Below are 24578 nucleotides of genomic sequence, written 5' to 3'. Positions count from 1 at the left end.
GGCTTATAGAAATGGTGAGGAGCTACCCTTTGATTGAGCTTCAGATAATAAATATGGCGGTCATATGACCGCCGAAAAATTAATTTACACATTTTACTTGACAAACCCCCCCCCGGACAGCAGAACCGGCGGCATTTGCCGCCGATATTTTTTACACCTCCTCATCCACTTTCCCTGCCGCCAGCTCAGAAATCACTTTTGAATAACTCCCATTCCGGGTATATGTGTTTTTGCCCACCGCCGCAGAGCTGATGCGCTCCGCCTTCTGGGAAATTCTTTGGGCAAAAGAACCGTATCCATAAAATGCGCTTTTTATTGTGGCAATTCCAGCCTCCTTAAACTCCTCCTCATCAAGTTCCAGCTTGTTTCCCTTTCCAATGGTAATCCCGGTTTTCTTTAAAAGTTTCTCCGTGCTTTTTGTCATCCCGGTGAGCCATACCCCGTTGCGAAGCACCCTTTTTTCATCGGAATTTCCGATTTCTTCCACCACGCTATTATAATCATCTACAAAGGTTTTTACTGCCTTTACGATTTTATCCCAGTCATAATCCTCCGTGACGGTTTCCTCCCCGGTTTTTTCGTCTTTTTTCTTTATCTTCTTCTTTTCCCAGAGGGAGTCTTCCGTCAATGCTTCCGCCGACTTTTTCAATGCGTCTGCACTGCTGCGGATAAGTAAGGTCCTCTGTTTACTGTCCCCGTTTTTTTCCGCTTTTTCGGCATCTTCCTTTGCATAGTACGCCTTTAATATTTTTCCGTAGCTGCCGTTTTTGATAGAAGCATAATCGGAAAGGGAAAATCCGCTTCCCTCAGAAGAGGGCGTTCCCCCAAAAAGATCCGTATAATCCAAAGCAGTATTGTATTTGCTTTTGTAATCATCAAAATCACGAATCTCTGACATAGCCATCCTCCTTCCTGTGACCTGTTCTGTTATGATATCCGGACATTTTATAACTGAATATCCACATGCTTGTAAGAAGAAGGCGCAGGCCCTGTTACGCTGCTTTCCACTGCCCCGGTATCCGCATCACTTGCCGCTGAATCACCTTCCTGTTTTGCTCCTGATGATTTACTCCTTTTCTCTTCCTTTGTCTCTTCTGTTTCCTCATTTCCCTGGGAAGCCTCTTTCATTTCCTCGCTTGCTTTTCCAAGACTTTCTATCTGGGATGCTGTGGCCCCTGCCAGGTTCTCTTCTACCTTTGCAAGTTCTTCTTCCTTTGCTTTGGTGTCCAAACCTGCCTGCTTATCCATATGGATTTCCGACTTTAAAACATTGGCCTGGCCGGATATCTGGGTGGTAATCTGCTCCCCCGCCTGGGCCTGGGATAAAGCGCTGTCAGCGGAAATCAGGGCTTTCATTCCAGCCTGAGAAAGTCCCCTTCCCTTTTTGCCGGCTTTGGCTTTTCTTGTATTCCCTGTTCCCAGCATATCATCCATAGAAGTTTTCTTTTCCTGCTGTTTTTGCTTCCTCTGCTCCACCTGATGCTGCCGCAGTTGATTATTTAAATCCGCAATCTGTTTTTGAATTTCCTGGCGCTTTTTCACTTTTTCTTCCAGGCTCATCTCCTTATTGGATGAAAGTTCTTTTAGCTGATTCTGGGCACTGGCAATCTGGTTTTGAATATTTTTGCTGTAGGAATCCCCTCCCTGGGTTATCCCCATATGCCCCATTTGTGTGTTCATTCCTGCAATTCCGTTAACTTTCATTGTCTTCCTCCTTGACTTGTCATTTTGAAATCCATTTCTATTTCTTTCAGTTTCTATTTCGTCAAGTCAAATGCCATAAAAAAGGGAAATGTAGTGGAAGGACCTTTTTCCGTTGTAAGCAAACACTTTTTTCCATTTAGGCAAGCAAGAGCATAACCGTTAAAATAAACCTTCCCTCCTCCGATTTGACTGCAATGTCTCCATGATATTTCCCTGCAATTTTTTTGATATTCCCCAGCCCGTACCCATGGCCTTCCCCTTGTTTTTTCGTGCTCAAAGGCACTTCTCCATTTTCGTCCCACAAAAGTTTTCCGTGAAAACTATTTTGGATTTCTATGAGAAACACGTTATTTTTCCGGCTGGAAAAAACAGAGATAAAAGGATGTTCCCCATTTGTCCCCTCTAAGGCGTTGCCAAGACCGTTGTTTAAAATAACGCTCATGTCAAAGGCATCCACCGGTATGTCCCTTCCGAAAAAGAAATCACACCGAAAGTCAATCCCCATCTCAAACGCCCGCTTCCATATTTCCTCCAGAATCACATCGGTAACGGGATTTTTGCTTTTCACATGAAAAAAAGATTCCCCCATGGCATCCGTAAGTCTTTTGGCATATTGCTCCGCTTCCCCCCACTGACTTTTTCTGTAAAGATTTTCCAGAATCATGATATGATTCCCCATATCGTGGCGTATACTGCGGATATCCTCATACATTTTTTCCACCTGGCAGATATGGTTTCTCATATCCGCCATCTGTCCTGCCAAAACCGCATTTTCCCTTTCCTCCTGCTGGGTCTTTTTTATTTTCTGGTAGAACACCAGCACTGCAAGAATCACGCCATAAGACAATATGGCAAAAAGCATATCCAGATAGGTAAACATTTCATGGTTATGCCACACGCTAATTCCCAAATCCCCTTCATAAACACTGCAAAAATAAGCCTTCAGATAATAAACCGCCACACTTAAGGATACGGGAAGCAGCATAAGAACCAGTTCATAGCACGACAACTCCTCCCTTTTGTCCCTGTAAACAATGTTTACGATTTTAACCATACCAAAGGTTAAGGCACACCGCAAAAGGAAGTACAAAAGCTCTATGACAGAATATAAAATTGTGAAAATTTCAAGCCTGATATGAGAATTTCGACCCAGCGCATACAAAAGCCCCGAATAGACAGGCTGCCCTGCCCCATGGGCTATCCACTGAAATAAAAGAGACAAAATAGCCAGAAAAATTTTTTGTCTCATGTTTTTTTTGTCCACAAGATACATAGAAATAAAGATTACTCCACAGCCCATGCTGTAAGCCACAATTCCCCACATTTCCAAAGGAATGACTTTTAATAAAAACATGGAAATAAAGTAGGAAAATCCCACGGCACAAGCTTGTCTTTTTCCAGGCAGAAAAGGCTTTAAAAACCAGGCGTAAATACCTGCGGTGGCGAAGTTTGTCAAAAACCAGAATACTTTGCTTATCATATCCCAATAGAATGTCATATTTTCAATTTCCATGTCGTTTTGCCTTTCTCCTGTTATACTGGAGATACTGTTTTACAAATTCCGGATACTTTTGCTTTGCCATAAGCACTTCTCCCCCCTCCAGATAAATGGTTCTGGCATCGTACTTAAGGATATATTTGAAATTTACCAGATACGCCCTGTGGGGACGAAAAAAATCCTCCCCCGCCTCCCTTTCCAAATCTGCAAGTTTCCCGTAATATTCCACATTTCCTTCCCTGGTGTGTATTACAACTTTCCGGTTATACACTTCTGCAAACAGAATATTTTCTATCGGGATTTTCACATGGGCATTCCCGCATTTCACAAGAAAGCTCCTCTCCGTCCCTTTTCCTTCCGGCGCTTCGTCTGTATGTTTTTTCAACGCCGCCTTTAGCACCTGGGCAAACTTTTCCCAGGTAAAAGGCTTTAAAAGATAATGAAACGCTTCCACATCAAAGGCCTGATACACGTATTCTTCCAGGGCTGTGACAAAAATAATCGTCACCCCGTTCTCTTTTTGCCTAAGTTCCCTTGCCGCCGCCATCCCATCTATTCCTTCCATCTGGATATCCAGAAAAAGAATGTCCAGATTTCCAGTGTAGGAAAGCAGGCTTTTCCCGCTGGAAAACAATAAAACTTCCGCCCCCGGACAAATAATCTTCACATGCTTTTCTAACATATCACGGATGTTTTTTTCATCGTCACAAATTCCAATTACCATACATGTCACTTCCTGATTTCTATTACTAAAAATTTTTCCCGTTCAGAGATATAATATTTATTTCGGTAAAAGCAGAAAAAAAGGGGCCTGCATGTTGCAAACAGCCCCTTTTATGTTGTGAAATCCTCAGGCTAATCTGGGAAATCAAACCTTCTTATCTCGCAGTTTCCCATCCCCATTCTGGCATATTCCCGATTTGTCATATCCTGAAAATAGGAACATATTACTCTGCAGATTCCATTGTGCGCCACTAAAAGATAAGTTTTATCCTCAGACTTTTCCTTCAGTTCATCCAAAAAATTGTAAATTCTCTGCCCTAATCTCATCATAGATTCCCCACCGTCAAAACTGTCCAAAAAATTTTCTTTGGACAGTTGAAATTCTTCTCCATCCCGGGGAGTGCCCTCATATTTTCCGAAATCCTGTTCCACCAGCCGCATTTCCACTTGCAAAGGCACACCTGTAACCTCTGAAATATGTCCTGCTGTATCCCTGGCCCGGATTAATGGGGAACAGAGAATTGCATCAAACTGTATTTTTTCCTCCAATATCTTTTTTGCCAGGGCATCCGCCTGCCTGTGTCCTTCTTCCGTTAGTGCAATATCTGTGGCACCGCAAATTTTATTTTCCACATTCCAAACAGACTGCCCATGGCGGACAAAATAAAAGTGTCCCATGGTAAAACCTCCTGACTACATTAAGTAAAATTGGGTTTCCAAAAACTACCGCACAAAATTCGTGTTGATTTTCTGCTCCTTTTCCGGCAGTCCATATTTTTCTTTTCCAAGGGCAATGCTTTTCATTAAAAATGCCATATTCCTGGCAAGGGTGCGCATCATCTGCAAGCCCTCTTTATCCTCTGCCGCTTCCTCCGCATTGTTTCCGTGAATTCCGTTCCAGTACTGGCCGGAGGCTACCGGCATTCCGCTGATGGTAAAATACTTATTCAATTCATCAAAAGTGGCCGTAAGGCCGCCTCTTCTGGCAGAGGCCACTGCAGCCCCCACTTTCATGGTTTTATCAAAGCCGGTGCTGTAAAACAGCCTGTCTAAAACAGCTATCAAAGTTGCATTCGCGGAAGCATAATAAACCGGGCTTCCTACTACCAGCCCCTCCGCCTGCTCAAATTTGGGTGCAAGTTCATTCACAACATCATTAAAAGCACACTTTCCTTTCTCCCGGCAGGAAAGACAGGCAATACACCCTCGCACATCCTGGTTTCCCACTGACACAAGCTCTGTCTCAATCCCGTTTTCCTGAAAAACCTTTTCCATCTCATGCAATGCCGTATATGTACTTCCTTTTCCGTGGGGACTGCCGTTAATCATTAATACTTTCATGTGATACCTCCATTAACTGTTCTTTTTATGTAATTACAGCTATTATAACAAAATAAAAAGCCAAAGAAAAGGATTGAATTCCTTATAAACAGAATTCAATCCTTTACAAATAACAGCAGTTCAAATACAAAACCACTGCCAAAAATCAATGATGCCTGGAACCATGCCTGGAACCATGGTGGCTGCCGGAATTATGAGAATGATCACCGCTTATGGTACATCCGGACACCCCGCAGTTATTGTGTACATGTTCTCCTGTAATGGTACAGCCGGACACTCCACAGTTATTGTGCACATGCTCTCCCTCTATGGTACAGCCCTCCACATCACAATTACTATGGGTATGATTTCCTGTTAATGTACACCCTGCAACATCGCAGTGGATATGCTCCCCCTCTATGACACCCCCTGCAACATCACAATTACTGTGATTGTGCTCTCCGGCAATCGTACACCCTGATACATCACAGTAACTGTGAACATGTTCCCCTATTAAAGTACAGCCCGACATATTGCAATTACCAGGCATATATCCCGTACCAAAAACGGAACCCACTCCAAACAGACACACCATAGCTGCCGCCGCAGAAGATAATAATTTCACTTTCATAATTGCATCATCCTCCTATACCCCGTTAAGGTGAATTTACAGTTTTTTTAGTTTTGAATATTATAACATGGGGATAGGGATAACGCAACAGCAAACATGCCAATATGTGTTCAAGTCCTACTCTATTATTTTCTTTACCGCCTCATATGTGGCAACCCCTTTTTCCCTAAGTTCTTTATCCGCTTCCAGCGACCTTTGATACTCCTCCATACTCCGGGATTTAAAAAGTTCCAGAATTCCGCTTTTCCCATCTAAAGTGATAATATAAACTGTATCGTCTTCCATCATAAACTGGAAAGTTACCATATTCATAATAACTGTATCTTTGCCTTCGCCAATACTGTAGGAATAATACGTTTCTTTGTAGTTTCCTGAAATACCAAAGGAATCTCTCAGATACTTCTCCGCCGTCTCCTTCAAGGAGTCCACTTTGCTCTCCAGATCGGAAACAGACATTTCACCCATCTGCACTTCCTGTCCGGAATAAGCCACTCCACACAGTTCTCCGTCGAATGCGTTCAGTGAAAAATTATACATTTCAACTCCCGCTATATCGAAAGTAATTTCATAAACGGGATTTTCCGGGGTACCTGTCCCGTTGGTGTCCACATAAGCAGAAACCTCCATGTTTTCCTCAGTTTTCCCGTACAAAGCGCCCAGCCACTGGGAAGCTTTTTCCCTGGCTCCATTTTCGTCAAGCCCTCCTGCTTCTTCCAATGTCTGTTTTGCCTTTTCCTTCTCTTCTTCCCGGGCTGTTACTTCCTCCGGATGGTTTTTCTCATAATCCTCCGTCAATGCGTAACTCGATTTTGTCTGCCAGTCTATAATCTGCAGCATTTCCTCGTCCGTCAGCTCCCTTTCCGGCAGAAAGAATTCCCTGGTTTCCGGCAGGTAACAAAGCCTATCTTCCCCGGCATCCTCTTTTGCTTCAATTCTTTTTAACTCACCTTCCGGGAACGTTTCTTCGGTCTGATATTTCACCCGCAGTTCATAAAAGCGTTCTTTCTCCTCATCCCTTAATTCTCTGGAATAACTGCTTCCCTCTTCCCCGCTGGCATAAGCCTCATCAATAAGCTCCGTCTTTTCTTCCTGGGGCATATGTTCCATACGGGCTTTTACCGCAGAATTTGCCACCGCATAAACGGTAAGCCCTCCCGCCCCTATCAGGGTTAAGGTAATGGCTGCTGCGGCAGCTTTCTTTTTCCAACCATTTGTCACTATTTTACTGTTTCCTCTTTTTCCCATATTTTCTCCTTCCATACCTTCTTTTACCGCCTGCTGTACCTTTTTTGCAAATGAATCCGGCGTAGATGGAAATTCCGGCAGATTATACATAATATCCCTCCTCTAAATACTGTTTTAAGATTTTTCTGGCCCTTCCCAGCCGGCTTTTTACCGTTCCCTGAGTCACTTCCATAATACTGGCTATCTCTTTTACGGAATACCCTTCGTAGTAATAAAGAATAACCGCAAGTCTCTGGTTTTCCTTTAATTTTCCAATAAAATGATAAAGCTCTGAGTATCGTTCAACTTCCAGTAAATTCCCGCTATTTTCCTCCCGTCTCTCCAAAACCCAAGCGTCTTCCTCTGATAGCAGCGTGACTTTTTTCCTCTGCTTTCGGATATGAAAACATTCGTTAATCAGAATCCTGGTCAGCCAGGTTTTTGCATGTTTATCCTTTTTCAAAGAAGCCAGATTTCCAAAAGCCTTTACTATAGCCTCACTCACCGCATCTTCACAATCCGCATCATTTTTCAGAATGGATTTGCTCACCCGGTACAGGCTGTCTGTGGAATCAATCACCAGCCCGGCAAAAGTTTCTTTGTCCATAATTTCTGTCCCTTCACCTTCCTTTCTTCCACTTTATACTTATTAGAGGTTTTTGCAAGGAGAATGGTTCCCTTTTTATGATACAATATTCGGCAAAATCATCATCCCAAACGCCGCCGCCCCGAAAACCGCATACATTCCGTTGACCACCACACAAATTTTCATAATGGTATTCTGAATCTTTTTCTTTCCGTAACACATTATAGAAAACACTCCGCTAAAAATCATAAAAAGGGCGTAAGCGGAAATCATAATTTCAGCCGCCGGGGACTCAAGAGCCCAGGAGAAACTCCGCAGAGGTAATATGGTCCAGGGTACAAACATCATAATAAAACTTACAAGGGTCATTGTTTTCTCTTTCATTTTCTATCTCCTTTCCCCCTGCCCAAAACAAAAGCAGGACACAAAAATACAAATCAAAGTTACAGACAACGCGATACTCCCCCACAAAACATAATCAATGCTGTTTGGGGCCATACGTTCCGCCAGCTTGGCGTATTCATTTGTTACGGCAAAAAAAGGATAGGCCATGGGATACGCAAACCAGAATTTTGTGTTTATCATAAGCACAGAGGGTACGATGGAGGCAAACCCCGCCCCCATGGCAAAAATCGGCGTCCGGATACACACGGATAAAAGCCAGAAAAATGCCATCATTGGGATTGAGGTGAGAAAAATCAGTCCTGCCTCTTTCAAAACAAACACCGGGGAAAGCATAAAATCATAGCTCTGGGTCTTTGAAACGATTGCCGCACTGACAAAATATATCACTGTGGAAAATAACAGAAAACACATCCCAAGAGCCAAAAGAACCGCAAATTTTGCAAGACACAGTTTCCCGGTATTTAAGGGAAGGGCCAGCATTTTTAAAATTCCATGATTCCCCCGCTCTGTCTGGCAAATCAGCACGGTACAAACCACCATACATGCAGGAAACATGAACCAGGCAAGGCCCATAAATCCCTGAATCAAAAAATTATGTTCCGGCGTAATTCCAATTTCCGCCTGAGTTTTAAAATTTACGTCCCCGTGAAATATTGCGGGAAGCCACATAAAAACTGCCGCTGCAAACAAAATAATGAAAATACCCGAACGGCGGATTTTTTTTAGTTCCACCCCAAGAAGTGATATAAAACTCATGCAAATAACCTCCTGACTTTAAAAAATGTAATTGCCGCTAAAATACCCAATACCATTTCCCCGCCCAGGGCAATCATATATTTTTCTGCTAGGACCTTTGCCCCTGGAATTATGTGAAAAGGCAGGGCAAAGGGAAACAGGGACAAGGCAAAATTATCTCCAGGCAGCATGGTTGCGGTAAAGACGCAAATCACCCCAATTCCCAGGGAAATCCACATATTTTTACAGGCGGCGGAAATAAGAAGCATAAACAGAACCCCCGGCAGAATCAGCACAAAAGCATACCCCATATTGATTGCCGCATCCCGTAAAATTTTTCCATCCCCCGGAAAACAATGGACTGCAGAAAAAGCCAGCCCAGCCCCTTCTATGGTAAACATAATCAGGCAAAAAGCGCTAAGGAGAAAAAATTTGTCAAAAAACATTTTGCTCTCTCTTTGAGGAAGCGTATTCATTCTCTGAATGGCATTGTCACCATATTCCGTGTGGTACAGCAGGCAGGCAGATGCCGCAACGAAAAGAAGGTTTAACATGGCCATCATCTGCCAGTTTTCATTCATTAAAATAGCAAGGGCGCTTCCCTCCATCTGAAGAAAAACTTCCTTTCTCACCGCCGTATTTATTATGGGAACAAGTGCCGCCAAAATCCCTCCCCCAAAGACCGCAGGCCATAATCCTGTTCTTTTTACTTTTTTCAGTTCCAAAAATCCACTCATCTTCTGCTGTCCCCCCGCTCATTGTCTTCTTCAATCATAGCTAAAAACATATCTTCCAGATTCTCCGTGGGAAATCCTTTCAGCCGGGCGGCGTTTTTCAGTTCCTCCAATGTCCCCTCAAACAGGAGATGCCCGTGGTTTAAAATTCCAATATCTTCCGCCATTAACTCTATTTCAGAGAGCAGGTGGGAAGATACCAAAACCGTACAGTTAAATTTTTTTGGAAGGGAACGGATTAAGGTTCGGATTTCATGGATTCCCACAGGGTCAAGCCCGTTGGTGGGCTCATCTAAAATCAAAATCGGCGGCTTGCCTATCAATGCACTTGCCAGCCCCAGCCTCTGTTTCATCCCCAGAGAATACTTTCTGGCAAGCCGGCCTTTATACTGGGTAAGCCCCACCAAATCCAATGCCTCCTCCACGGAGTATTTAGGCAGTCCCAGGATTTTTCTCACAATATCCAGATTTTCTTCCCCGGTTAAATTTCCGTAAAAGGCAGGGGCCTCAATAAAAGATCCTACCTCCTTTAAAATCTCCATGCGGTTTTTGGGATACTTTTTTCCGTCAATAACAAACGTCCCCTCTGTAGGTTTTGTCAATCCCAAAAACATTTTCATGGTGGTGGACTTCCCCGCCCCGTTGGGGCCCAAAAAACCGTAGACGCTTCCTTTCTTAATATGGAGATTGATACCCTCCACTGCGGTAAAATCTCCGTAGGTTTTTTTCAAATTTTTTGTCTCAATCATATTCATTTTACTGCTCCTTTCCTGTTTCTGTATTTATTCTACAACCCCAACCTTGCGGCAGCATTTTCTCTGCCTTACATTTACCTTACATTTTGAAAAATCGAACCATTCATCTTGTATCGCAGCCTTTCATGTGCTATGCTCCTTATATGCTTAATCTGGAGGTAATGAGACGATGAAACAGGAAAAGAGATCATTGGAGAAATAACCGTAAACTATACCAGTCATGAACTGCAAAGTGAAACAATTCCCGGGCGCAGAGTGGTTTTGAGGAACCAATTGACCATGGGGACGGGGATGAATTTGACCCAAGTAAATATACTCTGTATTTGAGAAGATAATCTTATGAAAAGGAAGGTGATATCCTATGGATTTTGAATATGTGAAAAACAAGCGCATTCTCCTGGTAGACGATGAGCCGGAACTTTTAAACATGCTGGTATCCATCTTAAAAACAGAAGGATTTTCCAATATAGAAACCGCAAAAACTGTGAAAGAAGCCCAGATAAAAGCCGACAGCTTTCTCCCGGAGCTGGCTGTCCTTGATGTGATGCTTCCGGACGGGGACGGTTTTTCCCTTATGGAACGGTTAAAACAAAAAAGAGAATACCCCATACTTTTTCTCACCGCCCGGGGAGAGGAGGAAGATAAGTTCCAGGGATTCGGCCTTGGGGCAGATGACTATATGGTGAAACCGTTTCTCCCAAAAGAGCTGATTTTCCGCATCCTGGCCATTCTCCGCAGAAGTTATAAGGAGGAAAATCCCTATGTAAAACTTATGCACAGTGAAATAGATTTTGCCGGGGCTGAAGTCATCAAAGATGGCAGGCACATTCCTTTAACTGCAAAAGAATACGATTTACTCTCCGCCTTATACCGCAACGCCGGCCGCATCGTAACCATTGACGCCTTGTGTGAAGCTGCCTGGGGAGACAATCCTTTTGGCTATGAAAACACCCTGATGGCCCATATCCGGCGCATCCGGGAAAAAATAGAATTAAATCCCTCGCATCCCCAGTCCCTGGTCACCGTAAAAGGCCTGGGGTACAAACTGATTTTGGAGGAAAAATAGCATGAAGTCTGTCCCGAAACTGATCCGAAGATTTTCAGGGCTTCTCATCCTAAGCTCTGCCCTGATTTTAATATTAAACATAGTTCTTCTGGCCGTCATTGCAAAAAGCAGGACTGCCAGCGGCCATCCCTATACCCTGGCAAAAGAGATAGGGGAAGCATTGAAAAAAACGGAAAAGGGATATTATTTGGAGAAAGAATTTTTAGATATACTGGAAAAAGATCATATCTGGGCAGTGTGCATAGACGATGCCACTCATCAGGTTGTGTGGCGTACGGAAAACACTCCCGAAACCCTTCCCCAAACCTATTCCCTTTCAGATATTTCAAACCTGACTATGGGCTATATACAGGATTACGCCACCTACGCTGGGGCAGCAGAGGGAGGGCTTGTCGTCCTGGGATATCCACCTTACAGATATTGGAAACATTTATGGCCTACCTGGGACTATTCCTTTATCGCCAATGTACCTAAAACGCTCCTCCTTGGACTTGCCGCAAACATTACTCTAATATTGATTATTTATGTCATGGCTACCTCCAGGCTTTTAAAATCCGTAAAACCCATTGTCACCGGGATACAGGTCCTTCCCACCGGGGAGTATTTTCACGTGAAAGAGACGGGGGTGTTGTCGGAACTTGCCCTAAATATTAATAAAACCTCCGACATTCTCCTTTCCCAGAGGCATCAGCTCCGAAAAAAAGAGACCGCCCGGGCAAACTGGATTGCCGGGGTATCCCACGATATCCGCACCCCCCTTTCCATGGTCATGGGCTATGCCGGGCAGCTCAGGGAAGATTTTGCCTTAAATTCCCCCCAACAGCAAAAAGCCGACTCCATTGTAAAACAAAGTGAGCGCATTAAAAATCTCATTAACGATTTAAACCTTGCCTCCAAGCTGGAATACAATATGCAGCCCTTACACATGGAAAAACAAAATATGGCCGCCATTTTAAGGCAGGTTGTGGCAGATTTTATGAACATGGGCCTTGAAGATAAATATCAGATAGAATGGGCCGCACCAGCCCCTTCCTCCTGCTGTTTCGTAAATGTGGACAAAGATTTGATAAAGCGGGCCGTGGGCAATTTAATTCAAAACTGCATGAACCACAATGCAGAGGGATGTCATATTTATGTGTCCCTGCATCAGAAAGAGAACCATTGTGTGATAGGTGTGGAAGACGATGGGGCAGGGGCTTCTGACACCCAAATCGAAAGCCTAAACCATGCCCCCCATTATATGATGTGTGATTCCAGTACCGGGGAACAGAGGCATGGACTGGGGCTTTTGATTGTGAAACAGATTGCCCTCTCCCACAGGGGGCATGTGGAGATTGAGCATAGTGCCTGCGGGGGGCTTGGGGTTTGGATATTTGTGCCTTTGGGGGATTAATTCATATAGATTCATTTGCTTTTACTCAAATAAGTGATACAAATCATCTTTATTTCTCTCCCATCTTTCCTCATCCCCAAGCTCCTCCCTTGATTTACAGCAATGGTAAAGTTCTTCTTTTCCATAGACGGAGAAATTTTCCTAAAAGCCGGAAACTGGACTGTAACAACCGGAGGTATTCCGTTTTGACATTTTTCCAGGATATCTGCGTAAACTTGCTCCAAATATGCTATCCCATAGAAAGGTTCACTATGAAAACATATCACATCATTTATATGACTTTTAAAACCGACATCCTCTATTTCTTCTGCCAGATATCTGGCAGAAAATTTTAAACAGCTTCCATAACAAAGCGTATCAGAATAAAAATGTCTTATGATTTCTAGTAATTCTATACGTGACTTCATATTTTTACATTCTTCATATAAAAAAGACACTGAATCACTTCGTCCTTTGTTTGAAATACTAACTGCTTCTATTTTTAATGTTCGCATGTTAATTACCTACATCTATGCTATGTACAAATCATATCACAGTATGTCTATAACCTCAATATAATTTCTATTTCACTAATCTTGTCACTTTTTTCCTTATCTTGTCATCCCCCTTCGCATCCCTTGTAATCCCCCATTTTCACTGTTATACTGGAATAAAAACTACACAATCAACAACCAAAAAGGAGAGGGATTTATGAACATTATCAAAGCAGAAGACTATAACCAAATGAGCCGCATGGCGGCAAACTACATTGCCGCACAAGTCACCTTAAAACCAAATTGTGTGCTGGGCCTTGCCACAGGTTCTTCCCCCATTGGCACCTACCAGGAATTAATCCGGCGACACCAGGCAGGGGATCTTGACTTTTCCAAAGTCACCAGCATAAACTTAGACGAATACAAAGGACTTTCACCGGAAAATGCCCAAAGCTACCGCTATTTTATGAACACAAATTTCTTTGACCATATTAATATTGACAAAACATGCACCTATGTTCCAAATGGCCTGGAAGAAAACGCCGAGAAAGCCTGTGCAGACTACGATGCCATTATTGAAAACTGCGGCGGCACTGATTTGCAGCTTTTAGGTCTTGGAAACAACGGACATATCGGTTTTAATGAACCGGATGAAGTTTTTGCCAAGGGAACCCATTGTGTGGATTTGGCAAAAAGTACCATAGATGCCAATGCCCGTTTCTTTGATTCCATGGATGAAGTTCCAAAACAAGCCTACACGATGGGGATTCAATCCATTATGCAGGCAAAAAAAATCCTGGTAATTGTAAGCGGAAAGGGAAAAGCTAATATTGTAAAAGAGGCTTTTACAGGCCCGGTTACACCTCAGGTTCCGGCTTCCATCTTACAGATGCACCCAGATGTAACGCTTATTGCTGACAAAGATGCCTTGGAGCTGTTGTAGTTATAACATTTTAAAAAGGAGCAAATCTTATGATTATTAAAAACGGTCTGGTATTTACGGAAGAAAATAAATTTCTCCCTCTGTCTGTTGTAACGGAAGGAGAAAAAATTACTTCTCTGGTTTCAGGGGATGATGTTTTGCCAGCGCCAAAAGAGGATGAACTTGTGATTGACGCTGCAGGATGTTATGTGATTCCAGGGCTTACGGACATTCATTTCCACGGATGCGACGGATATGATTTTTGTGACAACAGCATGGAGTCGGTGAAAGGCATTGCCGCCTTTTCTCTAAAAAACGGCGTGACCTCCATCTGCCCTGCCACTATGACAATGCCTCCGGAAACGTTAGATGGCATCTGCAAAACAGCAGCAAATTTTTCTTCTGAGCAGTCACAAAAAGAGACAGACAGGGAATTTGCAGACCTTGTAGGCATACACATGGAAGGGCCTTTTATCAGCCGGGAAAAGAAAGGCGCCCAGAATGAGGCCCATATCCTTTCTCCCAACGGCGGATTAGTGGAACACTGGATAGATCTCTCCCAAGGACTGGTGAAACTCATATCCTTAGCGCCAGAGCTTCCCAATGCCCTGCCCTGTATTGAAAAATTTAAGGACAAATTGGCATTTTCCATTGCCCACACAGAAGCGAATTATGATGCCGCTAAAGCCTCAATGGATGCAGGCGCTAACCATGTTACCCATTTATATAACGCCATGCCGCCCTTCCATCACAGAGACAGCGGAGTAATCGGAGCGGCTTTTGATACCCCCGGATGTTATGTAGAACTGATTTGTGACGGCCTGCACATTTCTTCCCCGGTGGTTCGTGCCACTTTCCGGCTTTTTGAAAACCGTGTTATTTTAATCAGCGATAGTATGCGTGCTGCAGGAAAACCTGACGGCACATATACCTTGGGAGGACAGGAGGTTACCGTAGTAAAAAATAAGGCAACCCTGTCAGACGGCACCATCGCCGGCAGCGTAACTCCCTTGTTCCAATGTATGAAAACCGCCGTTTCCATGGGAATACCGCTGGAAAGCGCCGTTGCCGCCGCTACTATAAATCCCTGCCGCTCCATTGGGATTGACGATCTCTACGGCAGTATCGCTCCGGGAAAGAAAGCACATTTTCTTCTTCTGGACAAAGAAACCCTTGAAATTAAACGCATTATTAAAGGTCAGCCCCTGGGCTGACCTTTACCTCTTTTTTATGAAGTTTTCTTATTCTTTTTCACTCTTCATCTGATTCCGAAATTCATTTGCCGAAACCCCTGTATGTTTCTTAAACACCCTGGAGAAATGGGCCATATCCAAAAACCCTACTTTTTCCGCAATATCCCCTATGCGCAGGGAAGGTTCCCGAAGAAGTTCCTTTGCCTTTTCAATCCTGGCATGGTTTAAGATATCGGAAAAACTTTTCTCCACATGCTGGTTTAAAATCTTGCTCAAGTGCCACTGGCTTACATACACATGGTCTGCCACATCGGAAAGCTTTAATTTTTCCATGTAGTTTTCTTCAATATATTTAACGGCATTCTGGGCGATAAAACTCCCCGCCGCTGCCGCTTCCGGCCCTCCCTCTTCCTTTTCCCCCTCTGTGTTTTCCTTTCTGTGAGAAAGATTTTGTACCATAACCTGAACCGCTTCCTCCAACTCTTCCATTTTGGAAGGCTTCAGCAGAAACCGTGCCACCCCAAGGCGTATGGCCTCCCTGGCATGCTCAAAATCCCGAAATCCTGTGAGAATGGCGATCTGCATATGGGGATGCTCCGATTTCAGTGCGGCAATCATGGAAAGTCCGTCCATCCCCGGCATCCTGATATCGGAAAAAAGAATGTCCGGATTTTCCCTTTTAATAATTTCAATTCCGCTCTGTCCTTTTTCTGCCGTTGCCGCCACCTGGCAGTCCCATTTTTCCCAATGGACTGCCTTGGACAATCCCTCCACAATAATAGGTTCATCGTCAATAATCACAACTTTATACATTTTTACCCCTTTACAGCACCTGCTGTCATACCCTTTATGATATACTTTTGCATGAAAATATATACAATCATTACAGGAACCACTACAAGGGAAACTGCAGCGGCCATAAGTCCGTAATCCGTACCTTCATTGGAGGTAAGTTCATTTAAAAGCCTGGTAATAGCCATAATATCAGGCCTTCTCAGGAAAAACATCTGAGTGAACAAGTCATTATAACTCCAAAGGAAAGAGAAAATTGCCACGGTAGCAAAAGAGGGCTTTGTCAGGGGGACAATCACCCTGAAGAAAATCTGTATAGGGCCGCATCCTTCCATAAAAGCTGCTTCTTCTAATTCGATAGGCAGACTTCTGATATATCCTGTGAGCACAATAATTGCAAAAGACAAATTCCCGGCTACCTGGGGCAGTATCACAGAGAACATGGACAGCCACCAGTTCTTTGTTCCTGCGATTCCCCAGGAAACTTCCATGGTATACACCGGATTATGACAAAATAAAATCCCACATACTGCCACATAACGGGAAGCATCATGGTAAACAATGCCCATTTCTCACTTTTCCAATCAGTAAGTTCCTGTTTCCCAAACATGGAAAGAAGCTGATTTATCATTCCTGTGTCGTATAAAAATATCAGGTTAAACAAAAGACCCAGGGCAGTTGCGGATACAACAATGGGGAAGAAAAACATGGTTCTAAATACTTTCGCCCTGCGTTTTATATTGTCCACCATAAGGGCAAGTAAAAGAGCGATTCCCACCTGTCCGAAGATGGTCACAACTGTCATAATCAATGTATTTTTCAGAGATGTCCGCACATTGTCATCTGTAAACAGCTTTGCATAATTGGAATACCAGGGCTCATTTAACACCTCTCCGGAAATTCCAAGCTGCTTTATCTCCATGCAGCTATCTACAATATTTTAAAAAAATGGAAAATATAAAAACACAACCATAAAGATAAATGCCGGAAGTAAAAACAGAAATAATGGTTTTTTATTTTTATAAATATTAGCTCCCATATGTTCACCTTCTTTTTTAGGAATGCCGGAGATAAAATCTCCGGCATTTAACCAACAGGGTTATATCCCCGTCATTTACAGTTATCCAATTTCATTAATTTGAGCTCCAGTAAATATCAAGACCTTCCTGAACTGCATCTTTTGCATCTACTGCTCCGCTTACGATTTCAGGCATACCGTCAAATGTAGGCACTCTGCTCTCCCCCTGGAACAAATCCTGAACCGGCCCTGTAAAGGAAGTGCTGCCTGCTACCATTTTTAAAGATTTCATCTGCAGTTCATTAAATACGTTTTCATCTACTTCCGGTACATTCTTAAGAGCGCTGGAGCCGTGCTGTGCAAATTCCGGCACCACTTCATCAGAAGTCATATAAGATATAAAATCAACTGCCGCTGCTTTCTTTTCCGGGTCATCCCATGCTTTTTTTGTAATGTAATATCCACTGGTCAATCCGCCGATTAAATCAGTTGCCTTTCTGCCGTCCTTTGCAGGCACATAGGTGACATCAAATTTTGCAAGCTTTTCTGTATCCAGTGTGGAAGGGTCATCCGGGTCTGACTGGCAGGCGGATGCAATTCCATTTACCTTCCAGGAACCGTCAAGAAGGAATGCAGCTTTACCCTCTGTAAACATGGCAAAGGTCTCGTCATCCTTAGCGGAAAGGGTATTTTCCGGGAAATATCCCGCCTCATAAAGGGCTTTGATATCTTCCATACCTGCTACCCATCCTTTTCCGATTTCATCTTCGATATTTTCCGGAATTGTCAGATGGTTTTCCGGCGTATTGTAATTAAAAATTGAAAACTCCCACCAATAATGGGGAATGTCGCCCAATGCTGCTGCGATAGGCGTATAGCCTGCTTCTTTAATCTTCTGGCAGTCCTCTGTAAACTGCTCCCAGGTATAATCTGCCCCTGGCATGGTAACCCCTGCTGCATCCAGAATTTCCGTATTTACAAACATAGCCTCCCAGATTCCGTTTACCGCACTGCGTATGCCTTATTGTCCACTAAAGATACCGGAATACGTCCGTCATCCAAATTGGATGCATAGTCGGGAAATTCCGCCCGGATATCCTCTATGGACACTACTTTCCCTGCCTCGATAAAGCTGTTTGCATCTGATCCGTTAAAGAAGAATAACACATCCGGCTCCGACCCCGTTTCAAAATCTGTTACCACCCGCACTTTAAAAGTGTCGTCAGCGGTTGCGGACATATCCTCAATCTTATTGCCCGTCTTTTCTTCCCACTGCTGATAGAAAGTTTTGTAATTCTGCGCATTTCCATCATTTCCTGCAAATGTGGTAACTACTTCAAGTTCAACGCCCCCCTGGGCCTGCTCCGCAATTCCTTCTCCTGCCGACTCAGTGTTCGCATCTGCCGCTGCTGATTTTGCTCCCTCGCCAGCCTTGTCTCCACCCCCGCAGGCCGCAAGTGAAACTGCCATAGCACCTGATAAAATTGTTGCTGCAACTCTTTTCATTTTCATAGAAATACCTCCCTTTGTCTTTAAATGTTTAATTGGATGCTTTGTTTTCATCTGTCTATATCATACCGGACGCAAGGGAAAATGGTAATTGTCAGACTTGCCATTTATTGACTTATATTGTCCTCCTTTGGCAGTTTGACCAAAATTGTGCTGACTGTCTTGCTTTCTTCGTCACTTTCTACAGTTAAACCGCAGTCATCCCCGTAAATAATTTTAAGTCTCCTGTTCACATTACGTATGCCAAGACTGATATGAGATTCATCCAGTTTTGCCTCTCCCTCCCCTAATAATCTTCGTATTTTTTCCTTATCCGATTCCTTCAAAATTCCGTCATTTATAACTTTAATATAAAGTTTATCCTCCTCCCTGTATATTTTAATCTCAACAATTCCTTTTCTGTTTTCTTCCACCCCATGCTCCACCGCATTTTCCACAATGGGCTGTATGATAAGAATAGGAACAGATACGCCCAGCAGGCTTTCGTCTATGTCTCTGTGAACCTGGAATCTTTCCCCATATCGGCTGGAAATAATATACAGATAGGCATCCACATAAGAGAGTTCTTCAGAAAGCATCACGAAACGCCTCTGTTTCCAGTTCATGGTGGCATTCAGCATAGTGGTAAGGGCCTCTATCATGCCGCTTACATTGTCATTCCCGTTCATCCTGGCTTCCCAGTTTATGATTTCTAAGGTATTATTTAAAAAGTGAGGGTTAAACTGGGACTGCAGAGCCTTAATATTGGCGTCCTTAAGGGCCAGCTCCTCCTCGTATATCGTTTCAAACTGGTATTTCAATTCTGATGACATGGTGTTAAATGCCCTGTCCAGATATTCAAATTCATCGCTGCTTTTTTCCACCTCCACCTGGTGACCGTAATTCCCCAGGGCAATCTCCCTGGCCCCTTCAATCAGCTCCGCCATAGGTTTTGTCACCTTTGTGTGCACAAAACGAAAAACTACCGCAATGAGAAGCAGCATAAAAAACAATGCCAGCGTAAAGGTATACCAAAGCACCACAGTTTCATCTATAATACTCTTAGAATTCAATTCCACCACATAGGCAATCTGCTGAGGCCCCCTCTTCGTCACTTTATAGACAAAGGCTTCCTTCCGGTTATTATAATACACGCTGCCCTCTGTAATATCTTTGATACGCTCCTTATGAAACCGTTTATCCACCCCGTTTTGCATCAAAGGCACACCGTCAATATACATTTCATAATGCTCCATTCCCCAAATACTGTTTAAACTTTCCAGCATATCCTTCGGCTTAAGTTCCATAACCAGCATGGCATAAGGGGTAAAGGAACTGTTTACCAGATTTCTCACAAAATAAAGATGCCCCTCTTTCTCCATAAGGGCAAGGCCCGTATCCAGGTTTTCACTTTTTTCTATCACTTCCTTCTGCACGTAATCCATAAAAAAATTTTTCCGCCGAAATGCCTCATTCCCCGTGTTGTTGTCCTGATATGTATTGTAAACATAAAATACCTCCTCCGGATCATCTAAAAAAAACAGCATAGTACATAAAATACGGGCGTCATATTTATATTGCTGGGCTAGAAAATTACTAATTGCTTTTTTATCCCTTACACTGGCTCCCTGGCGCATAAAATTCACGTAACTGTCCCGGATGGTTCCGTTATAGGAAGCATTTTTTGAGGATACAATCATTTCCTGAAACTGCATATCACAGATTTCCATAGCTTTGTCAGAGGAGACGACAATGGTCTTTTCCAGTTGATTTTTTATCATAGAGGATACCGTAAATATCATGCCAAGGGTAAGGATCAAAAGAGGAAGCAGCCACCCAAACAACATCATTCTTACCATTTTCCATCTTAAGCTTTTTCTGTTTCCCAGTGTTCCCATTTTGCCCCTCCTTTAACATCTATCCCATAAATATAAATTTTTGCGTAAATAACAAGAGACGGTTTCATGGTTTATCATACCATAAAACCGCCTGAATTACTTATTTTAAGCCTAAAAATTCTTCGTATATATTGCTTATTTTCTCGGCATCCTCTTTTCCCGGCATCTCACAAAAGATTCGCAGCAAGGGCTCCGTACCAGAAAATCTGGCAACGACCCAGCCCCCGTTTTTAAAGTAAATCTTGCACCCGTCCATGTAAGAAATATGCTCTACTTCATAGGGAATCTCCGGGACTTTTTTCTCCTCCATAAGAATATTCTGCATCGCAGCTTTTTTCTCCTGGGAAAATTTGTAGTCCCGCTCCTCCATATATATCGTTCCGCATTCCTCCTCTATCATCTGATAGATTTCCGACAGGCGTTTTCCTGTCACTGCAATCATTTCCACAAGAAGGGCTGCCGCATAAACCCCGTCTTTTCCGTTAATATGGCCTTTTACCGTAAGTCCTCCTGAGGACTCTCCTCCGATAATAGCATCTACTTCCGCCATTTTGGCAGAGATATGCTTAAATCCCACAGGAACCTCATAACATTTCTGTCCAAAGCTCTCCGCCACTTTGTCAAGCAGATGGGTGGTGGCCAGATTTCTCACCACAGGCCCGCTCCAGCCTTTGTATTTCACCACATAATAATAAAGGAGCACCAAAATATCATTGGGGTGAAGAAATCTTCCGGTATCGTCAATTACTCCGATGCGGTCAGCATCCCCGTCCGTAGCCAGCCCGATATCGCATTTCTGGTCGATGACAAAGGTTTGAAGCCTTCTAAGGGTAGCGGCGGAAGGTGAGGGCAGTTTCCCCCCAAACAAAGTGTCATGCCTTTCATGAATCATCTGTACATCGCACCTTGCCGTTAATAATATAGTCTTTAAGGAGGTTTCACTTACGCCGTACATTGGGTCAATGGCAATCTTAAGCCCCGCCTGACGTATGGCCCCCATATCCACTGCATCAATAATGTTATCCAGATATTCATTCAGGGGATAGATTTCTTCAATCAGTCCTGCCTCCACCCCCTTGGCATATTCCATGCTCTCCACAGGCTCTTTTTCGATTTCACGGATATATCCCTCAATATTTCTTGTCTGGGTCTCCTCCGCATCCCTTCCCCCTTTGGTAAAGACTTTTATTCCGTTATAGATTGCCGGGTTGTGGCTTGCCGTTACCATCATTCCATAGTCCAGTCCATGTTTCATGGTATAAAACATAATCAGGGGTGTGGGAGAAGATTTGTTAATCAAGTAAGCTTTAATCCCCTCTGCGGCAAAAACCTCCGCCGCCCACTGCATGGCCTCTTTTGCCAGAAACCTTCTGTCATAACCCAAAACAATATGTAACTCCACGCCTTCCGCCTTCATCTTTTTACACATTGCCTTTGCCAAAAGCTTTATGTTTGCTTTTGTAAATTCATCTCCAATAATGGCTCTCCAGCCCCCTGTACCGAATTCTATCATAATTTACCTCCCTTATCCCATAATTACCCTTACCTGATGTTCGGAGCCCTTTTCCTGAACACCGATTTTCTCCACTTTTTTGCCGTCCAGTAAAATTTCTTTTACCCCCGTCATAATTCCCAAAGGATTTTCCACAGAAATATGATAAGAAGCTCCCCGCCACTGTCTCATTACCTGAAACCCTTCCCACTCTCCTGGTATACACGGGTCTATTTCAAGATAATCCATCTGAGGCCTTATCCCAAGAATATACCTGGTGGCGGAAAAATAAGCCCAGCCCCCGGAACCTGTCATAAAGGGGTGTCTTGCTCTTCCAAATGCCGTGTGGTCTTTCCCCATAATAAACTGGCAGTACGAATAAGGTTCCGCTTCCCGTGTCTCTATCATGTCATTTTGAAAATAAGGGCACAGGGCATCATAAAACTTCATGGCCTTATCTCCCCTGCCAAGTTTGCACTCCGCCGCCCAGGCCCAGGGATTTGGATGGGAAAATACAGCCCCGTTCTCCTTAAGCCCCGGATACACCCGTGTGACAAAACCAATATCGTCGTCGGGCTTTGTATAGGAAGGTGCATTTAACAAAAGCCCGTACTGAGTATAGAGATATTCCTCCACACTGTCCATAGCAGAGATCCCTTTCTCTTTTGGAGCGGCCCCGGAAAGCACAGCCCACGTATTGGACTCCAAATGCACTTTCCCTTCCTCATCTTCCTTTGTTCCGATTTTCCTTCCGTTCTTCGTTATTCCCCGGATATACCACTTTCCGTCCCAAAGTTCCCTGTCACAGGCTTCTTTTACCCTGTCGGCACATTCTCTGTACTTTTTCACATCATCCTCCCGGCCAAGGTATGCTGCCAGTTCCACAAAATTCTGCAATGCCCAGTAATGCAGGAAAGATACCATAGCGCTCTCTCCCCCTCCCAGGTTTAGGCAGTCATTCCAATCCGCCCGCAGGCCCTTGCAGATACCCCTTGCCCCTACTTCCCTGGCGGAAAAATCAAGAATGGTTTTTAAATGGTCATATACCGTATCTTCCCCTTCGTCTGCGTAGGTGACTTTTTCATTTAAAAACTCCATTTCCCCGGTTTCTTTTACATATTCCGCCACTGCGCTTACAAGCCACAGGGCGTCGCCGGAACATGCGTCTTTGATACCGTGAATTCTGTCATTTTTATCCGGTTCCGGAATTACCGTAGGGGACTGAAAAGGTTTCTTTCCCTCATCCTCCTCAAACCACTCCGGCTGGAAGAGATGCAGCCCGTACCCTTGGGATACAAGACCCTTTAAGAGCTGCACAATCCTTTTTTTACACATTCCCGGATTGGAGTGGGGAATCGTCATGGCATCCTGGGCTGTATCCCGGTAGCCAAGGCCCGTTCTGCCCCCCACTTCCACAAAGGAGGCAAACCTGGAAAACATGACATTAATTTCCGCCTGATACAGCGTCCAGGTGTTGATTAAGGTATTCATGCCCTCATTTGGGGTTTGAATCTGGAGCTTTTCAAATTTGTCCTGCCAGAAATCCTGAAGTTTCTCATAGGCTTTATCCACCTGGGAAAACTCCCCATACTTTTCCCGCATTTTTCTCCCTGCATCCCGGTTTCCTTCTCCTAAAAGAAAAATCATCCGAACCTTTTCCCCTGGTTTCAATACAATATTTTTCTGCAGGGAGGCACAGTGGTTATTTCCAAGCTCTTTGGAACCAAAACATATTCCCTTTTCCACCGCCTCCGGGTTGTCCTCCGTGCGGTAATTCCCGATAAATTTGTCCCTCAGGCAGTCATAGCCGTCGGGCTTAAAGTCTGCCGTAAAATACTGGAAGCCAAACTCCTCATAAAATAAGTCATACTCTATGATCCCGTCCTCATAGGAGGAGCCGGCACAGTACATACTCATTTGAAAATTCTGATTGTCTATCATAATGTGATGAAACGAAAATTCCGCATAGCTGAAAATACTTAAATCCCTCTCCTTATCGTCGGTATTTTCCAGTGTCACATCCCACAATTCCACATCATCCCCCATGGGAACCGACAATTTCTGGCTTGCCTTTATCTTTTCATATTCACACTCATAGACGGTATAGGACATTCCATGGCGGCAGGTATATTTCGCCTTATCCAAAGGTTTCCCCACCGGCTGCCAGGAAACGCTCCAGTAATCTTTTGTCTCATTGTCCCTGATATACACATAATGGCCGGGCCTGTCCATGGGGACGCTGTTTCCCCGAAATCTTGTAACCCTGTGATACTCCGGAGTTTTATAAAACATATATCCCCCTGCCGTGTGGTTTACCACCACACAGGTATCTTCCACCCCCAGGTAATTTGTCCAGGATGTGGGCAAATCCACCTTTTCAATCACGTATTCCCTCTTTTCATTGTCAAAATACCCATAACGCATCGAAAGCACCTCCCTGCTCTTTTCCTGGTTTTATTATAGGGTAAGGTGCTTTCTATTCATATTGTTGGTTGTGGCATATTTTGTTTTATTTTGGTGAAAAGTTA

26 protein-coding genes are annotated in these 24578 nt (G+C 43.8%); 4 read left to right on the top strand and 22 right to left on the bottom strand.

The window, feature by feature from the left end:
• Positions 1-151 precede the first annotated feature (151 nt).
• The 13 genes from D7Y06_RS16450 to D7Y06_RS16390 all read right to left on the bottom strand — a co-directional run bounded on the left by D7Y06_RS16450 (position 152) and on the right by D7Y06_RS16390 (position 10315).
• Positions 152-898, bottom strand: coding sequence for a hypothetical protein (locus D7Y06_RS16450; protein ID WP_199714738.1), 747 nt, complete (start codon positions 896-898; stop codon positions 152-154).
• Between the two features lie 47 nt (positions 899-945).
• Positions 946-1704 (bottom strand): FlxA-like family protein, encoded by a 759-nt coding sequence (locus tag D7Y06_RS16445; RefSeq protein WP_120408842.1) that lies wholly within the window; start codon positions 1702-1704, stop codon positions 946-948.
• A gap of 136 nt (positions 1705-1840) precedes the next feature.
• Complete coding sequence (locus tag D7Y06_RS16440) at positions 1841-3217, bottom strand: sensor histidine kinase (protein ID WP_120408841.1); 1377 nt, start codon at positions 3215-3217, stop codon at positions 1841-1843.
• Positions 3207-3926, bottom strand: coding sequence for a LytR/AlgR family response regulator transcription factor (locus D7Y06_RS16435; RefSeq protein ID WP_120408840.1), 720 nt, complete (start codon positions 3924-3926; stop codon positions 3207-3209). The genes D7Y06_RS16440 and D7Y06_RS16435 overlap by 11 nt, the downstream gene beginning before the upstream one ends.
• Before the next feature lie 131 nt (positions 3927-4057).
• The gene (locus tag D7Y06_RS16430; protein ID WP_120408839.1) at positions 4058-4603 is read right to left on the bottom strand and encodes a histidine phosphatase family protein; all 546 of its coding nucleotides are present in this window, start codon (positions 4601-4603) and stop codon (positions 4058-4060) included.
• Positions 4604-4648: 45 nt separating this feature from the next.
• Positions 4649-5266, bottom strand: a complete 618-nt coding sequence (locus D7Y06_RS16425) for a flavodoxin family protein (RefSeq protein ID WP_120408838.1) — start codon at positions 5264-5266, stop codon at positions 4649-4651.
• A 145-nt stretch (positions 5267-5411) separates the two neighbouring features.
• Complete coding sequence (locus D7Y06_RS16420) at positions 5412-5876, bottom strand: hypothetical protein (protein ID WP_120408837.1); 465 nt, start codon at positions 5874-5876, stop codon at positions 5412-5414.
• Positions 5877-5993: 117 nt separating this feature from the next.
• Complete coding sequence (locus D7Y06_RS16415) at positions 5994-7211, bottom strand: hypothetical protein (RefSeq protein ID WP_120408836.1); 1218 nt, start codon at positions 7209-7211, stop codon at positions 5994-5996.
• Complete coding sequence (locus tag D7Y06_RS16410; protein WP_120408835.1) at positions 7204-7707, bottom strand: RNA polymerase sigma factor; 504 nt, start codon at positions 7705-7707, stop codon at positions 7204-7206. Before D7Y06_RS16410 ends, D7Y06_RS16415 begins: the two co-directional genes overlap by 8 nt.
• 75 nt (positions 7708-7782) lie before the next feature.
• Positions 7783-8070, bottom strand: a complete 288-nt coding sequence (locus tag D7Y06_RS16405) for a hypothetical protein (RefSeq protein ID WP_120408834.1) — start codon at positions 8068-8070, stop codon at positions 7783-7785.
• 3 nt (positions 8071-8073) lie between these two features.
• The gene (locus D7Y06_RS16400; protein WP_120408833.1) at positions 8074-8847 is read right to left on the bottom strand and encodes an ABC transporter permease; all 774 of its coding nucleotides are present in this window, start codon (positions 8845-8847) and stop codon (positions 8074-8076) included.
• Positions 8844-9563 carry an ABC transporter permease gene (locus D7Y06_RS16395; protein ID WP_120408832.1) on the bottom strand — a complete coding sequence of 240 codons (720 nt, stop codon included), beginning with the start codon at positions 9561-9563 and terminating at the stop codon, positions 8844-8846. Before D7Y06_RS16395 ends, D7Y06_RS16400 begins: the two co-directional genes overlap by 4 nt.
• A complete protein-coding gene (locus D7Y06_RS16390) occupies positions 9560-10315 on the bottom strand; it encodes an ABC transporter ATP-binding protein (RefSeq protein ID WP_120408831.1) in 756 nt (251 codons plus the stop codon). Before D7Y06_RS16390 ends, D7Y06_RS16395 begins: the two co-directional genes overlap by 4 nt.
• A 361-nt stretch (positions 10316-10676) precedes the next feature.
• Between D7Y06_RS16390 and D7Y06_RS16385 the strand changes: the two genes are divergently transcribed.
• A complete protein-coding gene (locus tag D7Y06_RS16385; RefSeq protein WP_120408830.1) occupies positions 10677-11381 on the top strand; it encodes a response regulator transcription factor in 705 nt (234 codons plus the stop codon).
• Position 11382: 1 nt separating this feature from the next.
• Positions 11383-12774 (top strand): sensor histidine kinase, encoded by a 1392-nt coding sequence (locus D7Y06_RS16380; protein WP_120408829.1) that lies wholly within the window; start codon positions 11383-11385, stop codon positions 12772-12774.
• An 11-nt stretch (positions 12775-12785) separates the two neighbouring features.
• Here D7Y06_RS16380 and D7Y06_RS16375 read toward each other — a convergent pair whose 3' ends face one another.
• Entirely contained in the window at positions 12786-13268 is a 483-nt protein-coding gene (locus D7Y06_RS16375; protein WP_147415701.1) for a hypothetical protein, read from the bottom strand.
• A gap of 196 nt (positions 13269-13464) precedes the next feature.
• Between D7Y06_RS16375 and nagB the strand changes: the two genes are divergently transcribed.
• On the top strand, positions 13465-14190 hold the full coding sequence (nagB, locus tag D7Y06_RS16370) for a glucosamine-6-phosphate deaminase (RefSeq protein WP_120408827.1): 726 nt from the start codon (positions 13465-13467) through the stop codon (positions 14188-14190).
• A gap of 29 nt (positions 14191-14219) precedes the next feature.
• Positions 14220-15383 (top strand): N-acetylglucosamine-6-phosphate deacetylase, encoded by a 1164-nt coding sequence (nagA, locus tag D7Y06_RS16365; RefSeq protein WP_120408826.1) that lies wholly within the window; start codon positions 14220-14222, stop codon positions 15381-15383.
• Between the two features lie 27 nt (positions 15384-15410).
• Here nagA and D7Y06_RS16360 read toward each other — a convergent pair whose 3' ends face one another.
• From D7Y06_RS16360 to D7Y06_RS16335, 8 genes are all read right to left on the bottom strand, one after another.
• Complete coding sequence (locus tag D7Y06_RS16360) at positions 15411-16175, bottom strand: response regulator transcription factor (RefSeq protein WP_120408825.1); 765 nt, start codon at positions 16173-16175, stop codon at positions 15411-15413.
• A gap of 2 nt (positions 16176-16177) precedes the next feature.
• Entirely contained in the window at positions 16178-16597 is a 420-nt protein-coding gene (locus tag D7Y06_RS16355; RefSeq protein ID WP_330566492.1) for a carbohydrate ABC transporter permease, read from the bottom strand.
• Positions 16585-17076: a carbohydrate ABC transporter permease gene (locus D7Y06_RS27195; protein WP_330566491.1), complete on the bottom strand. Its 492-nt coding sequence runs from the start codon at positions 17074-17076 to the stop codon at positions 16585-16587. Before D7Y06_RS27195 ends, D7Y06_RS16355 begins: the two co-directional genes overlap by 13 nt.
• A gap of 211 nt (positions 17077-17287) precedes the next feature.
• Complete coding sequence (locus D7Y06_RS27190) at positions 17288-18157, bottom strand: ABC transporter substrate-binding protein (protein ID WP_243119361.1); 870 nt, start codon at positions 18155-18157, stop codon at positions 17288-17290.
• 17 nt (positions 18158-18174) lie between these two features.
• Entirely contained in the window at positions 18175-18684 is a 510-nt protein-coding gene (locus D7Y06_RS27185) for a hypothetical protein (RefSeq protein ID WP_243119360.1), read from the bottom strand.
• A 104-nt stretch (positions 18685-18788) separates the two neighbouring features.
• The gene (locus D7Y06_RS16345; protein WP_120408823.1) at positions 18789-20558 is read right to left on the bottom strand and encodes a sensor histidine kinase; all 1770 of its coding nucleotides are present in this window, start codon (positions 20556-20558) and stop codon (positions 18789-18791) included.
• Between the two features lie 100 nt (positions 20559-20658).
• Positions 20659-22071, bottom strand: coding sequence for a phosphoglucomutase/phosphomannomutase family protein (locus D7Y06_RS16340; RefSeq protein ID WP_120408822.1), 1413 nt, complete (start codon positions 22069-22071; stop codon positions 20659-20661).
• Between the two features lie 12 nt (positions 22072-22083).
• Entirely contained in the window at positions 22084-24474 is a 2391-nt protein-coding gene (locus D7Y06_RS16335; protein ID WP_120408821.1) for a GH36-type glycosyl hydrolase domain-containing protein, read from the bottom strand.
• Positions 24475-24578: the final 104 nt, after the last annotated feature.

It is taken from the genome of Roseburia sp. 1XD42-69 (assembly GCF_003612565.1).
Lineage (GTDB): Bacteria > Bacillota > Clostridia > Lachnospirales > Lachnospiraceae > Roseburia_B.
This window is presented reverse-complemented; position numbering and strand designations above follow the sequence as displayed.